The organism is Streptomyces sp. R28 (assembly GCF_041052385.1).
Lineage (GTDB): Bacteria > Actinomycetota > Actinomycetes > Streptomycetales > Streptomycetaceae > Streptomyces.
Genome location: NZ_CP163439.1, coordinates 797,259 through 810,518, shown reverse-complemented (window position 1 = coordinate 810,518; position 13,260 = coordinate 797,259). Strand labels below are relative to the sequence as shown.

The window sequence follows — 13,260 nt, the reverse complement described above, 5'->3', positions numbered from 1 at the left end:
AGTGGAACCCGGCGCCCATCCGACGCGAAAGCCGGACCCTCGGCCTGCCCCAGCCCCGAAAAGACCGCACCACACAAACACAGAGTCCCCGTCAGCAAACCGACGAGGACTCATGAACGATCGAGGCTAAGCCTTGATCGGTGCGGCCGACCTGGCGGCCTGCTCGATCTTCGCGCAGTAGGCTGCACGGGCTTCCTCGTCGATCTGCGTCTCGTGTTCGGCGCGCACCCCGGTCCGGCCGTCGAGGCCCTCGCGCAGGATATCGGCGTGCCCGGCATGCCGGATGGACTCGCCGAGGACATGGACCATGATGGCGAACAGGTTCGCGTTGGGATAAGGCTCCGGCCACCACGGCACGTGGCCGGGGGCGTCGAGGGGAAGCTCGTTGATCGTCGCGTCCGAGTGTTCCCACGTGCGCCGGTAGAACCCGATGATCTGATCGCGGGTCTCGTCCTCGGTCGCCCACAGATCGCTGCCGTTGTAGTCCTGCCACCGGGGCAGCGGTTCCGGGGAAGGGCGGTCGAAGACCTCGCCGAAGTACCTGGCCTCGACGGTAGCCACGTGTTTGACCAGGCCGAGAAGGTTGGTCCCGGTCGCTGTCAAAGGTCGGCGGGCGTCGTATTCGGACAAGCCGTCGAGTTTCCAGAGCAGCGCCTTGCGGTCCCGCCGCAGTCTCCCGTGCAGGTTGTCCTTCGCGAATTCATCGATCATGCGGCATGAGCCTGCCATGGGCTGCTCGTGGTCTCAAGATCCGGTACGTGGTCCGCCACGACTGGCAGAGCCGAGGCATGGCCATGGCCGCCGCCCTGACCTGCTACAAGAAGCTCGCGAAACCTGCCACGTGAGACAACCTCTTATGTGTCGCCATTGCGCGTTCCCGTGGAAATGGGCACGTTATTGAGAATGAGACAGGATTGCGTCCCTTCTATTCTATGGGTGATGGGCAGTTTTTCGTTGGCTCCCTCACGGCTTCGCCGGATGTGGCCGCGGCACGGTGGCCGACACCTGACGCCCTGTGGCCCTCCCAGGCGACAGCTCCACTGTTCAGCGGTTGATGCTGTGCTCTGTGAGAGGGAACAAGTGCCGCCTCGTTCGTTTCTGTGTGCCGTTCCTCTACGCCTGAGGAGATCATCAACTACCGCATGACATCTGCCCGGTGATGGAGCCGACGTCGGGTGCGCGTCCCCGCTTCACGCCACCACTGGACGGCTTCAGGCGCAGCTACGGGTCGGTACCTCCGGACGCCGACGACCCCGTGTGGCGCGCGGCCCGCCGGGCGGCGAAAGGGAGGCGTCGTGCCTTCGGCTTCGGCGAACTACCCAACGCTGCTGCGCACTTCGGGTGCTGCGGCCTTCTTACTGCCCTCGGTTGTCGGGCGTCTGGGCATCGCCATGACGGGGATCGGAATCGTCTGGCTGGTGCACGCACGCACGGGGTCGTATGCCGCCGCAGGTCTCGTCACCGGTGGGTTCGCTGTCGCGGACGCTGTCGCCGGGCCCCAGATCGGGCACCTTGTCGACCGGTTCGGGCAGGCGCGGGTGCTTCCCTGCGCGCTGGGCGCACATGCCGGGGCCGTGGCGCTGCTGCTCACCGGTGCCGTTCCGGACCTCGTCGCCGGAGTGCTCGTCGGGGTGACGCCACCCCAGCTCAGTGCCTTGTCCGCCGCTCGGTGGTCCGCCCTGCTGTCCGGCGAACGGGCTGCCGCGCTGCCCACCGCCTTCGCGCTGGAGGCCCTCTCCAACGGCGACACCAGGTCGTCATCGAGGCGGACACCCGGCTGGTCGTCGCCGTGGGCCGACCCGTGCCCGGCAACCGCAACGACTGCAAAGCATGGGAACTGTCCGGCGCTAAGGACGCCGTCGGCAAGGCCAAGACCACAGTGATCGCGGACGGCGGCTACCGAGGCACCGGCTTGGTCATGCCCCATCGCCGCGAGCGCGGCCAGGCTGAACTGCCGACCTGGAAAGAGGAACACAACGCCTCGCACCGCAAGGTCCGTGCCCGCGTCGAGCACGTCTTCGCGCGGATGAAGAGCTGGAAGGATCATTTACGGGACAACCCTGAGGCTGCTGCGGTGACCGAGTTTTCCCCGCTCCCTGGTGATCTCTTCGGACTGCAGCTGCGCATCTCCCATCCGCCGGTCGTGACGCCTTGACCTGCAGTGACTGGGTTGCTTGACAGTATCTGAGCGTCGCGCGATGGGCCGAGTTGAGTGCTGCGGGGTCACAGGCCGTGGGCGACGGGGTGCAGCGGTTCGTACAGCGGAAGTTCGGCGCCGCTGGGGAGTCGGATCGCAGTTAGTTTGCCCCAGCGCTGTTCGCTGACCGGGCGGGTGATCTCGACGCCCTTGGCGCGGAACTCGCCGAGCTGGGAATCAAGGTCGTCGCACATCAGGTACAACTCCTGCTGGGGCGGACCATCGGTTGGGTGGACGGCGACTTCGGCCGGGGGCAGCTTGAAGATGAGCCAGCCGCCGCCCGCGTCGACGCCGGGAAAGTCGAGGACGTCACGGATGAAGGCACGGTCCGCCTCGGCGTCCTGGCTGTAGAGGATGACATGCGCACCGCTGATCATGGCTAGCTCCTGCCCATCGACGTGCTGGCAGTCGTGTCCCCGGCATCCTGGCACGCCAAGGTCAAGAAGATCTTCGACTGGGTTCGATGACACGGCGACTGAGTTGAATTTTAGGATCTCGCGGCTCATGTGGGACGGCGGTCCCTTGACTTGCGGGTCTGTCCGCTGTCTCACGTAGTGTCGGACGTCCGGCGTTTCGCATCCTGTCGGAGATCAACGGCGCAATCGCCCCTGTCGGCGGCGCGGCCCGCTTGTCCTGCCGTAAGTGATCTGGTCCGAAGCCGCGGCTGTGACCTGGGGCGACCAGAACGGTCGAGACGCCTGGGCGGCCGGAAATATCAGTTGATCTGGATCCTGGCGTAGGAATACTGGCTGTCGTCTCAGTTGATCTGGTCTGCTTCCGGCGTTTCGGGTTGGACTGGTGGAAGGGCCTGCGAGAGATGACCATGCACGATGACCAGGTGGACGTGACCACCGAAACCGTTGCGGCCTTGATCCAGGAACAGTTCCCACAGTGGAGCGGCAGGGCGATCCAACTCCTTCCGTCGACTGGAACGGTCAACGCCATCTTCCGCATCGGGAACGACCTCTCTGCGCGTTTGCCACTGCGTCTGGCCGATGCTGCCGAGGCGCTGGCGGTTTTGGAGCAGGAAGCCCAGGCGAGCGCGGAGTTGGCACAGGTGTCTCGGTTCCCCGCCCCGGAACCCGTCGCCTTGGGAAGGCCTGGAGTGGGTTACCCCATGCCGTGGTCGGTCCAGACATGGCTGCCGGGAACGGTCGCCTTTGATGCCGACCCGAGTGGGTCGGACGCTTTTGCCGAGGACCTTGCGGCCTTCATCGCAGCCCTCCGGGAGTCTGAGACGCGGGGGCGGCTCTTCAACGGCGAGGGGCGTGGCGGCGTTCTCGCTCACCACGACGACTGGATGGCGAAGTGCTTCGAGGCGAGTAGGGGGCTGCTCGACGTGCCGCGGCTGCGTCAAGTGTGGGGCCGGCTTCGGGAGTTGCCGCGCACGGGTGCCGACGTGATGAGCCATCGTGACCTCATCCCCGGCAATGTACTGGTCGTGGGGGACCGGCTCGGCGGCGTACTCGACACCGGTGGCTTCGGCCCGGCCGACCCCGCGCTGGATCTGGTCAGTGCCTGGCACCTGTTGCAGCCAGGCCCGCGGGAAGTGCTCCGGCGGACACTGGACTGTGACGATCTGGAGTGGGAGCGCGGCAAGGCATGGGCGTTCGAACAGGCGATGGGTGTTGTCTGGTACTACGTCGAGAGCAATCCGACGATGAGCAGAATGGGGCGCCGGACACTCGACCGCATTCTGGAGTCGATGGAGTGATGTCGCCCCGGTAGTAGGCCGTGACGGAGACGATCGCTTGCGGCCCCCACCGACAGCAGCACGGCTGAGATGGAACACCGCTGAACTGCGGTTTCTCACGGTCGATGTCGGATCCGACTCTCACCCGACATCGACCGTGAGATTCCGATATGGAAATGAGATCCCATATGATGTAGGGGCTCATGATCTTGGCCCCTGAGCTGAGAAGCCGTTGTCAGCCGCATTGCCGTGGCCCCCCGGCACAGCACGGCGGCGATCGTCCGACGTCAGCCATGCCTCCGCGTCGCGCCCGATCCGCGCCGCGTCGAAACTCTCGCACTCCCAGATCACCGACCTGATCGTGCCTCGCTCGCGGTACTCGTCCATGATCGCGACATGCTCCGGCAGGCGTACGAACTCCGCCAGGGCCCGCCGCCCGGTCCACACCGAGACCGATCCGCAGCGCCGGGCCAAGGGCGCGATCCATAACCACATGCCGACCGCTCCGTCCAGATGCGGCCAGCGGCGCCGCAGTGCGAAGCCGCGCCGCGCGATGCCGGGCAAGTCCTGGTACGCATCGCTGGTGAAGTCGGTGACGCTGACGATCAGTCGGCCGCTCCGGCGACCGCGCATGCCGCTGTCGACGCCATTCGTCGCGGCGCCATCGCCAAGGAAGGTCCCGGCCGGGCCCTGGCACCAACGGCTCCTCAGCATGGCCCCGGCGTCCAGGACGGGTCGCGGCCGAGCAGGGCGAGCAACCGGTCGCCCTGCGGAGCGTCGTCGGAGGCGGTGATCTGCCGGCGGAACGCGGCACCGGCCCCGCGACCCTCGTCCGGGACCAGGGCGGCAACGCGCAGCGCGGCGGAGGTGAGTTCGGCGGTGGGCTCCCAAGGGGCGCCGATCGTCACCGCGATGTCCCAGGCGTGCGCCACGTAGTCGAGCAGGTGGAAGCCGATCGCTGTCCGTCCGGGGACAACGAAGCCCTCGCCGACCTCCGGCAGCGCGAACCGCCGCTCCAGCACGTCGTCTTCCGCGAACGCCGCGGTGACCTCGCCCACCGACGCCTCATACGCTCCTGCCGGGTCGTCGCCGAGGTCGCCGTCGCGCCATACGGCCCACGGCTCACCCGCGCCACGGGCGGAGGCAGCGAACCCCTCGTTCTGGCTGACCAGATGGCGAAGCAGGCCGTACAGGGTCCAGTCCGCGCAGGGCGTCGCCAACCTCAAGTGGTCGGTCTTCACGCGGGAGACCACCTCGCCAGTCAGCAACAGCGCCTGGCGGTCAAGTCGTCGTATGTCCATGGCCGGAGCGTAAAATCCCACAGCGGTTCAGCTCCAGAGCCAATGAGCTGCCAAATGACTGAGCCAATTGCCGGACTGAATGCCGACCGCAGCCGACCCGAGAACGGAAAGCCGAGAACGGAAAGCCGAGATGGACGTGCATGTCAGGCTTGACGGGCAGCGCGACCTGTCCGGCCAGATCTACCGCCAACTGCGCACCGCGATCCACGACGGGCTGCTGCGGCCCGGTGAGCGGCTGCCCCCGACCCGGGAGTTGTGCCGCCGCCTCGCGGTGGCCCGCAACACCGTCGGCGTCGCCTACGAACGGCTCGTCGCCGAGGGCTACGCGGACAGCAGGGTCGGCTCCGGGACCTATGTGCGTACGACGGGCCTGCCCACGCGTGGGGCCGCGACCACCACTGACACCACCGGCTCGGGACTGCGCCCGCGCGCCCTGTGGGCGGGCTTGTCCCCATGGGCAGCTCCGGAGACCACGGGACCGCTTACGGCGGCCCACGACTTCCGGGTCGGCCTGCCGGACGCCCGGCTCTTCCCGTACGACGCCTGGCGTCCACTGATCTCCCGGGAACTGCGCCTCTCGGCGGCCGGGGCGGTCGGGTACGGTGATCCGGCCGGCCACGCCGGTCTGCGGGCCGCGCTCGCCCGGCACATCGGACTCTCCCGCGGTGTGCGGACCGGCCCGGACGACGTGCTGGTGACCACCGGCACGCAGCAGGCTCTGGACCTCATCGGGCGGGTGTTGCTCGAACCGGGCGATCATGTCGCCGTTGAAGAGCCTGGCTACCCACCGGCCCGGCTGCCGTTTATGGCGCAGGGTGCCAAGGTCACGGGCGTACCGGTGGACGCCGAGGGTCTGCTGGTGGACGCCATCCCGCCGGACACCCGCGCCGTGTACGTCACCCCCGCCCACCAGTTCCCGCTCGGCATGCCGATGTCCCTGCGGCGCAGAACGGAGCTGCTGCGGTGGGCGCGGCGGCACGGCGCGGCGGTGATCGAGGACGACTACGACAGCGAATTCCGGTTCGGCGGGCGGCCGGTGGAGACGCTGAAGAGTCTGGACCGGGACGGACACGTCATCTATGTGGGGTCGTTCTCCAAGGTGATGCTGCCCTCCCTGCGCGTCGGGTTCCTGGTGGCGCCCGCCCCATTGCGCACAGCGCTGCGCACCGCCAAGTACACGGCGGACTGGCACACAGCGGTCCCCACGCAGGCAGCGCTCGCCCGCTTCGTCGACGACGGGTTGCTCGCCCGGCACGTCCGCCGGATGCAGCACACGTACGCGACCCGGCACCGAGCCATCACCCAGGCGCTCACCGACCACTTCGCGGGCCTGGCCGAGTTGGTGCCGTCCGCCGCGGGCCTGCACGTGACCGCATTCACCCGGGGCCACCTCACCGAGCCCGACGCCCTCGCGGACCGGGCCGTCCGGGCCAGGGCATCCGGTGTGGCGGTCTACACCCTGGCGGAGGTCGCCGCGAACCGCTCCGCGCGCCCGGGCTTCGTCTTCGGCTACGGCTCGATCAGCGCACCGGACATCGAGCCGGGCCTGCACCGCGTACTCGGCCCGCCTCAGGACTGTTGAACGCGTAAGGAAGCGCCTGTACATGGCTTGCCCAGTCCAGCACCACCACGATGACCTCCTGGACATGAGAGGTCGTCAAGTCCGCTTCTGGGAGAGAGCCCGGTCCGGCCCGCATCGCCGCTTCGTCGATGCGGGCCGTAGTGCCGATCAAGTTGGGCCTGAGTAGCACCTGGCAGCGCGGGAGCCTGCGCCCGTCCTCAGGCCGTCACCAGTTCCGCCGTAAGGAACCCTTCCACGGCCTTCCGCGTGCGTCGGTCGAACTCGGCATACTGCGCCGCGCGCTCGGCTCCCGCAACTGCGGCGCCGACCAGCAGATTGCCCTCGGCATCGATGCTCTGCGGGCGCTCCTCGGCATCGGGGAGCAGGGCGACGGAGGAGTAGGAGAATCCGCAGTAATAGGCGATGCCCTCGCTCAGGTTGGTCTCCAGCACGGCCTGCATTCCCTCCGTAATGGGGTCGTCGGAGGTGGCGCCGGCCAGGCCCAGCCACAGTATGCGCTTGCCCGCCAGGCGGGGCTTGCTGCGGCCGTAGGCGAATCCGTAGTTCCACACGCGATCGATCCAGCCCTTGAGGAGGGCGGGCACGCTTTGCCAGTACACGGGGAACACAGCGACGACGACATCGGCGTCGAGGACGCGCTGCATATGGGCCTGGACTTCGTCCGAGTACGGCTTCTCCCGGTTGCCCCAGTCCGGCTGGTCCGCCACGTTCATCCGCGGGTCGAACCCTTCGGCGTGCAGGTCGAGCAGGTCGACGCGGTATCCGGCGGTCTCGAGTCGCGCGGCGGTACGGCGGGCGGTGTGCGCGGTGAGGGAATCGGCCCGATGGTGTGCGATGACCACAAGGGCGGTCCTGGCAGCGCTGCTGCGGTGCGACACGGTTTCTCCTGGCTGGTCTCGGTCAGTTCGACCAGTCCAGTACACCCGTGATCAATTGGATGATCCATGGGAGAAACGCTCCGCTGCATAGGAGTTCGTCTACGATGCCATCCGTGGACCCTTTGAGTGCGCTGCTCAGTGGCATCCGGGCCGAGGGCTCGGTCGTCAGCCACGCCGTGCTGGAAGCGCCCTGGACCATCCGCTTCGCCGACGGCGCCCCGCTCACGATGGTCAGCGTGTTGCGGGGCGGTGGCATCCTGCTGCTGCCCGACGGCGCCGAACAAGCAGTCGGTGTCGGCGACACGGCCATCGTGCGCGGCCCCGACACATTTCACCTCGTGGACCAGCCGGCCACCCTCGACCGCCCACACGTCGAGTACGAAATCGCGTGCTTCGCAGCGGATGCCGAATGCACTGCCCGAGACCTCGGCGGGATCCGCTGGGGCAACGAACCGGACGGAGCGACCGCACTGATCGTGGGCGCCTACCGCGCCTCGGGCCATCGCCATGAACGACTGCTCCGCGCGTTGCCGCCCGTACTCGTGATCAACGAGGACACAGAGGTCTGCGCCTGGCTGGAGACGGCCGCCGCCGACGCCGCCCTGCGCTCGGCCGGCTCCCAGGCTCTGATGGACCGACTGCTGGACTGGGCCCTGGTGTGTACGCTGCGTACCTGGTTCGACCGGGCGGGCCCGGAGGCCCCCGACTGGTACCGCGGCTTGGCCGACCCAGTCCTCGCCCCTGCCCTCGAAGCCTTCCACGCCCGGCCCTCCAAGGGATGGACGGTACAGGCGCTCGCCACCAAATCCGGTGTCTCCCGAGCGCTGTTCGCCAAACGCTTCACCGAGGTGATGGGGCGCCCGCCGCTGACCTACCTCACCGAGTGCCGTATGGACGAGGCCGAGGCACTCCTGTCCGACACCGACTCCTCCATCGCTCTGATCGCCAAGTCTGTCGGCTACGCCGATGCCTTCGGCTTCAGCGCCGCCTTCAAACGCCATCGGGGCGTGAGCCCCAGCGCCTTCCGCGCCGCAACAGCCCCTGAAAGGCCGTTGCGTCCCTCCCCTCTCGGTTCATGATCGCCCGGTCGTGGTACTGGTGTTGTTCGGCCCAACTGATCGGCATATTTGCCTGGAAGCAGGACCGGGTGAGCCGGTCGGCGACCGGAGACCCCGGGACCTGCGATCTCCGGGGAGGTCGTGAACGCGATCTTCTACCAGAACCGGACGGGCTGTCAGTGGCGCTACCTGCCCCACGACCTGCCGGCCTGGTCGGGGGTGTCCTACTACTTCACGCTGTGGCGCCAGGACGGGCTTGACCAGAGGATCCAGGAACTCCTTCGCTGTCCCGAAGAAGGTGGAACTCCCGGGCGAACGCGAGCACTGCCGTGGTCTTGCCCAGTCTCGGAAATGCCGCCGGACACGGTTGTAGGCGTGCCGGTCGGCCGTAGCCAGGACCTCCAGCTCATCCCGGCTCAGCGCCAGCGGCTGGGTGCGGGCCGGTGCGTCACAGAACGCCTTGAAATCCTCCTTGCGCGACAGCGCCAGAACCGCCGGACTCGCTTGCTCCGAGGGCGCGTTCATACGTCCTCCAAAGCGTCGGCGTGGAAGTCGTCAACGTCGGTCTCGTCGTCATCGCCCATCTCCGCGGCCGGCTCGGGCTTCTCAGACGCCGACGGTCCCGGTTCGTCGCCCAGGGCACGGCGTACGGACGGTAGTGATACAGGCCTCCGGTTCGCCGGCGTCGGGCAGGTCGGGGGCGGCCTGTTCACGGGACAGGCGCAGGGCCATACGCCGTTCGGCCGGCGTCGTACCCAGCCCCAGGTTCCAGCGGTCCAGCGCTCCAACAGGTCCGCGACGGCCAGCCGGTCATCGGACAGCGGTACTTCGCAACGGCCGGCCTTCGGGCGAAGACCAAGGCGTCCTCACTCAACGGCATCCGCGCCGCCGGGGCGTGCTCCCAGATCAGCGTGTGCCACGCGCGGGTGACGGGATTGCGGAAGTAGATCCGGGTGATGTCGTCCGGGTCGATCAGGAACGGCCAGACATTCTTGCCCGGATCGTCATGGGGGCTGCGGATCCTAAGGACTGGCTGCTGATGTGTGAGGAGGGTCAGGTCGGTGGTGCCGCAGGCCGTGCCGTACCTGGTTCCTGGACCGGTACGGATAGGGGGCTGCCGGGTGGGAGGAGGAACAGGCACCACAGGATGACGGTGGTGCTGTCGGGGTTGTGGCCGGTGTGGATGTTGCTGGGGCCGGGTGGTTCGACGAAGCTCGTGCCGGCCGGGTGGGCGGTGACGGTGCCGTCGGCGAGTGGGCGGCGCAGGGTCCCTTGGTGCACGGTGACCAGCAGGGGGCCGTGGTGGTAGTGCCAGCCGGTTGACGCGTGCGACGGCAGGGAGATCTGCTGGAATTCCATGGTGGCGATCTCGGTGCCGTGCCACGGGAGTGGGACGTTCAGCGGGCCGTACGCCATGGTGGTGGCCTGTGGCGCTTTTGGGGCCTGTCGCTGTGCAGGCACCCGTGCGGGCTGCGGTTCTTGTGCCGACTGCCGTATGCCGGTGGGTACGGTCGTGGTCTTGTCGGTGGACGGTGGCATCCTGCCTCCCTGGGCGGTGTTCAGTCCGGTGCGAAGGTGGGCCGTAGGTCGCGGGCGACGAGGATGTCGTCATTGGGCACGCTTGGAGGGACCATCGGCCACACCATCTCGTCCGGGGAGACCACGAAGTCGATGACGACCGGGCGGTCGGTGACCTTGTGTGCCGCGGCGAGGACGGTGCCGACGTCCTCGGCTCGCTCGCAGCGCAGTCCCGTGCACCCGTTGGCCTCGGCGATCTTGACGATGTCGGGACGCCGGTTGTTGGTGCCGAGGTCGGTTTGGGCGTGGTCGCCGTCGTAGAACAGGGTCTGCCACTGGCGGACCATGCCGAGGACGCCGTTGTTGATCACGGCGACCTTTACGGGCAGCCCCGTGGCGGCGCAGGTCGCCAGTTCGCAGCAGGTCATCTGGAACGAGCCGTCACCGTCCACGGCCCATACATCCGCCCCAGGACGGGCGGCCTTGGCGCCGAGCGCGGCCGGGATGGCGAACCCCATGGTGCCGGCTCCGCCGGAGGTGATGAACGTCCCCGGTGCGGGGGGCCGCAGATACTGGGCGGCCCACATCTGATGCTGGCCCACCCCTGTTGTGTAGATGGTGCCGGGGCCGGAGGCGGCCGCGAGCCGTTCGAGTACGAACTGCGCGGCCAGTGTGCCGGGCTGGGTCTCGTAGCCGCTCGGATAGCGGCGTTTCCAGCCGTCGACGCAGCGTAGCCAGGCGCCCGTACGCGGCTTTTGCCGGTGGGCTGCCGCCTGTTCGGCGAGCAAGGGCAGCACCACGGCCAGGTCGCCGATGAGGGCGTGGTCGGCGTGCCGTTTGCGGGAGATCTCCCCAGGGTCGATGTCGATGTGCATGACCGCGGCCTCGGGAGCGAAGGTGGTCAGGTCCCCGGTGACTCGGTCGTCGAAGCGGGCTCCGAGGGTGACGATGAGGTCCGCGTGCTGGAGCGCGGCCACCGCTGCGACGCTGCCGTGCATACCGGGCATGCCCAGATACAGGGGATGGGTATCGGGGAACGCACCGCGCGCCATGAGAGTGGTGACCACCGGCGCCTGGAGCGTCTCGGCGAGGTCGACCAGTGCACGGTGGGCGCCGGCGGCGATGATCCCGCCACCGGCGTAGATAACGGGCCGGCGAGCAGAGGAGTACATGCACCAGGGTCGCGGTCTCATCGGGAGCGGGCGGCGCGGGCGCGGGCACCGGCTGGCCGCCGCCAGGCAGTTGGCGAGCCTTGTCCTGGAGGGCGTCCTTGGTGATGTCGACCAGGACAGGGCCGGGCCGGCCCCCGAGCGCGGTACGCACGGCGTGCGGCAGCGCCCCTGCGATGTCGGCCGCATCGGTGACCTGCACGGCCTCCTTCGTCACGGGAGCGGCAATCGCGCAGATGTCGGTCTCCTGGAACGCGCTCGTGCCCAACAGGTGATGGGGCACCTGCCCCGTCAGCGCCAGCACGGGGATCGAGTCCATGAAGGCGTCCATCAGCGGAGTGATGAGATTCGTTGCTCCCGGACCGGAGGTGGCGACGCAGACCCCCAGGCGCCGGCCGGCCTGGGCGTAGCCCCGTGCCGCATGGCCGGCACCCTGCTCGTGACGGACGAGGATGTGCCGGAGGGCAGGCTCGGTGTGTAACTCCTGGTAGAGCGGGAGGACCGCGCCGCCCGGGATACCGAAAAGGGTGTCCACTCCCTCGGCGAGCAGCGTACGCAGCGCGATGCGCGCACCTGTGTACTCCACCAGGTCCGCCGTACCGGCACCGAACACATCGGACCCTATTGCCGGAACGGAGCGTGACGCGGGCGTCGAAACGGTCATGGCAAGCCTCATGGAGCAGGGACACACAGCCCCATCAAGGGCTGATCACGGGAGTGGATTCGCTTCATGGCACCGTGGACCGCTGGGGCAGGGCCAGCCTCTGTCAGGAGGCAAGGCGTGCAGGCGGGGTGCCCTTGTGAACGCCACTCCGGAGCGGTAAACGATGCATGCTCCATACGCCTCATCCCCTCTCCGCAAGGAAAGAACCCTGGTCAGGGGTGCATGGCAGCACGTCGTGGCATTCACGCACGCAGGCATGCCCGTGTGCGCACCCCGCGCACGGAAACAGTCCCCTTCCAGGGACAGGGCGCCAGCGCAACAAGAAACTGCCCGCCACGAACGCCTTCCGGCCTCTCTGGCCGACCACTTCATTGCCAGTCACGTGGGAGCCGGAGAGCGCGGCAATGGGAGCGAGTCCTCGGAAGGCGCGTCAAGGCGTCCACCCGGCAGCAAGCTGCTACCTCGTGTCCCACCGCCACTTCGTCCTGGGCACGCCGACTCTGCTGGAGCTTCCGGATAGCCGGGGCTTTCCAGCACCACCGAGGCCCTGCGACTGCGCTCATGGCAGCTGGGCGCGGGGCAGCCGACGTTGGTCACTGGGTCGGTGGTTGACGGCTTGCTGATCGGCCGACGGTTCTCCCATCGGCCCCGATAAGGCACCCGGACGGTGCCGCCAGCGCCTTGGTACGCCTTGTCGGCCCAGCTCGGGATGTCGGCTTGGCGAGGGCGCCGATGATGCCGTGGGTGCGGGCCGCCCGGATGTCGTGGACCGTGCCGGGCAGCGCGGGTGATGCCCACAGCAGGTTCCCGGACGGGTCGGCGATCACCTGCACGTTCATGCCGTGCTGGTGGTGTTTGCCGCCTGTCAGGCCCCCCTCTTCATGGTGCGCATGTTCACCGAGTCGATCGTGCATCGAGAGCAGTCCAACTCGCCGCGGCAGCCCAGTTCGTCGAGGGCCAGGTGGTGGAGCTTCGCTCCCACCCTGGCCTTCGTCCCCACCATGAAGCGGTGGTGAACCGTCGCGCCGGACCGACCGAACGATCCGGCAGGCAGCTGCTGCCAAGTACAGCCGGGCGTCGCAACGAACACGATCGCAGCCAGAACCTCACGGTCAAGGTGCCTGTGCCGGCCACCGCGCTGAGGCCGCGTGGGGTTGCTTGGAAGCAGCATGATGGTCCGCTTCCGGTGAGCTGCGATGG

The 13,260-nt window shown here is 68.2% G+C and carries 11 protein-coding genes and 5 pseudogenes; 6 read left to right on the top strand and 10 right to left on the bottom strand.

Annotation, left to right across the window (positions count from 1 at the left end; translation table 11 throughout):
• Window positions 1-126 precede the first annotated feature (126 nt).
• A complete protein-coding gene (locus AB5J49_RS03405) occupies window positions 127-711 on the bottom strand; it encodes a DinB family protein (protein WP_369166975.1) in 585 nt (194 codons plus the stop codon).
• A 5-nt stretch (window positions 712-716) separates the two neighbouring features.
• Here AB5J49_RS03405 and AB5J49_RS03400 point away from each other — a divergent pair, with 5 nt between their 5' ends.
• Together AB5J49_RS03400 and AB5J49_RS03395 are read left to right on the top strand one after the other, a co-directional pair.
• Complete coding sequence (locus AB5J49_RS03400) at window positions 717-845, top strand: hypothetical protein (protein WP_369166974.1); 129 nt, start codon at window positions 717-719, stop codon at window positions 843-845.
• A gap of 902 nt (window positions 846-1,747) precedes the next feature.
• Window positions 1,748-2,041 (top strand): annotated as a pseudogene (locus AB5J49_RS03395) (transposase); the annotation flags it as partial.
• 182 nt (window positions 2,042-2,223) lie between these two features.
• Here the strand turns inward: AB5J49_RS03395 and AB5J49_RS03390 are convergent.
• Complete coding sequence (locus tag AB5J49_RS03390) at window positions 2,224-2,574, bottom strand: VOC family protein (RefSeq protein WP_369166973.1); 351 nt, start codon at window positions 2,572-2,574, stop codon at window positions 2,224-2,226.
• A gap of 440 nt (window positions 2,575-3,014) precedes the next feature.
• Here AB5J49_RS03390 and AB5J49_RS03385 point away from each other — a divergent pair, with 440 nt between their 5' ends.
• The gene (locus AB5J49_RS03385; protein WP_369166972.1) at window positions 3,015-3,911 is read left to right on the top strand and encodes an aminoglycoside phosphotransferase family protein; all 897 of its coding nucleotides are present in this window, start codon (window positions 3,015-3,017) and stop codon (window positions 3,909-3,911) included.
• A gap of 180 nt (window positions 3,912-4,091) precedes the next feature.
• Here the strand turns inward: AB5J49_RS03385 and AB5J49_RS03380 are convergent, their stop codons facing one another.
• Both AB5J49_RS03380 and AB5J49_RS03375 read right to left on the bottom strand, forming a co-directional pair.
• Complete coding sequence (locus AB5J49_RS03380) at window positions 4,092-4,523, bottom strand: hypothetical protein (protein WP_369166971.1); 432 nt, start codon at window positions 4,521-4,523, stop codon at window positions 4,092-4,094.
• Window positions 4,524-4,597: 74 nt separating this feature from the next.
• Window positions 4,598-5,191 (bottom strand): TIGR03086 family metal-binding protein, encoded by a 594-nt coding sequence (locus tag AB5J49_RS03375; RefSeq protein WP_369166970.1) that lies wholly within the window; start codon window positions 5,189-5,191, stop codon window positions 4,598-4,600.
• A gap of 130 nt (window positions 5,192-5,321) precedes the next feature.
• On the opposite strand from AB5J49_RS03375, the gene AB5J49_RS03370 reads away from it, so the two are divergent.
• Entirely contained in the window at window positions 5,322-6,773 is a 1,452-nt protein-coding gene (locus tag AB5J49_RS03370) for a PLP-dependent aminotransferase family protein (protein ID WP_369166969.1), read from the top strand.
• A 197-nt stretch (window positions 6,774-6,970) separates the two neighbouring features.
• Here AB5J49_RS03370 and AB5J49_RS03365 read toward each other — a convergent pair whose 3' ends face one another.
• The gene (locus tag AB5J49_RS03365) at window positions 6,971-7,651 is read right to left on the bottom strand and encodes an NAD(P)H oxidoreductase (protein ID WP_369166968.1); all 681 of its coding nucleotides are present in this window, start codon (window positions 7,649-7,651) and stop codon (window positions 6,971-6,973) included.
• Between the two features lie 104 nt (window positions 7,652-7,755).
• Between AB5J49_RS03365 and AB5J49_RS03360 the strand changes: the two genes are divergently transcribed.
• Together AB5J49_RS03360 and AB5J49_RS03355 are read left to right on the top strand one after the other, a co-directional pair.
• Entirely contained in the window at window positions 7,756-8,730 is a 975-nt protein-coding gene (locus AB5J49_RS03360) for an AraC family transcriptional regulator (protein ID WP_369166967.1), read from the top strand.
• A pseudogene (locus AB5J49_RS03355) lies at window positions 8,727-8,964 on the top strand (transposase); the annotation flags it as partial. The gene AB5J49_RS03360 and the pseudogene AB5J49_RS03355, both read left to right, overlap by 4 nt.
• A gap of 798 nt (window positions 8,965-9,762) precedes the next feature.
• Here the strand turns inward: AB5J49_RS03355 and AB5J49_RS03350 are convergent.
• From AB5J49_RS03350 to AB5J49_RS03330, 5 genes and pseudogenes are all read right to left on the bottom strand, one after another.
• Window positions 9,763-10,248, bottom strand: a complete 486-nt coding sequence (locus AB5J49_RS03350; RefSeq protein ID WP_369166966.1) for a hypothetical protein — start codon at window positions 10,246-10,248, stop codon at window positions 9,763-9,765.
• A 20-nt stretch (window positions 10,249-10,268) separates the two neighbouring features.
• Complete coding sequence (locus AB5J49_RS03345) at window positions 10,269-11,399, bottom strand: thiamine pyrophosphate-dependent enzyme (RefSeq protein ID WP_369166965.1); 1,131 nt, start codon at window positions 11,397-11,399, stop codon at window positions 10,269-10,271.
• 286 nt (window positions 11,400-11,685) lie between these two features.
• Window positions 11,686-12,060: pseudogene (locus AB5J49_RS03340) on the bottom strand (thiamine pyrophosphate-binding protein); the annotation flags it as partial.
• 607 nt (window positions 12,061-12,667) lie between these two features.
• Window positions 12,668-12,920: pseudogene (locus tag AB5J49_RS03335) on the bottom strand (transposase family protein); the annotation flags it as partial.
• Window positions 12,921-13,213 (bottom strand): annotated as a pseudogene (locus AB5J49_RS03330) (transposase); the annotation flags it as partial.
• Window positions 13,214-13,260 lie beyond the last annotated feature (47 nt).

Bases quoted from the DNA above. Each gene is read 5' to 3' on its own strand.
- AB5J49_RS03405 (WP_369166975.1), bottom strand. From the start codon at position 711: ATGATCGATGAATTCGCGAAGGACAACCTGCACGGGAGACTGCGGCGG.
- AB5J49_RS03390 (WP_369166973.1), bottom strand. From the start codon at position 2,574: ATGATCAGCGGTGCGCATGTCATCCTCTACAGCCAGGACGCCGAGGCG.
- AB5J49_RS03370 (WP_369166969.1), top strand. From the start codon at position 5,322: ATGGACGTGCATGTCAGGCTTGACGGGCAGCGCGACCTGTCCGGCCAG.
- AB5J49_RS03385 (WP_369166972.1), top strand. From the start codon at position 3,015: ATGACCATGCACGATGACCAGGTGGACGTGACCACCGAAACCGTTGCG.
- AB5J49_RS03375 (WP_369166970.1), bottom strand. From the start codon at position 5,191: ATGGACATACGACGACTTGACCGCCAGGCGCTGTTGCTGACTGGCGAG.
- AB5J49_RS03400 (WP_369166974.1), top strand. From the start codon at position 717: ATGAGCCTGCCATGGGCTGCTCGTGGTCTCAAGATCCGGTACGTGGTC.
- AB5J49_RS03350 (WP_369166966.1), bottom strand. From the start codon at position 10,248: ATGCCACCGTCCACCGACAAGACCACGACCGTACCCACCGGCATACGG.
- AB5J49_RS03360 (WP_369166967.1), top strand. From the start codon at position 7,756: ATGCCATCCGTGGACCCTTTGAGTGCGCTGCTCAGTGGCATCCGGGCC.
- AB5J49_RS03380 (WP_369166971.1), bottom strand. From the start codon at position 4,523: ATGCGCGGTCGCCGGAGCGGCCGACTGATCGTCAGCGTCACCGACTTC.
- AB5J49_RS03345 (WP_369166965.1), bottom strand. From the start codon at position 11,399: ATGTACTCCTCTGCTCGCCGGCCCGTTATCTACGCCGGTGGCGGGATC.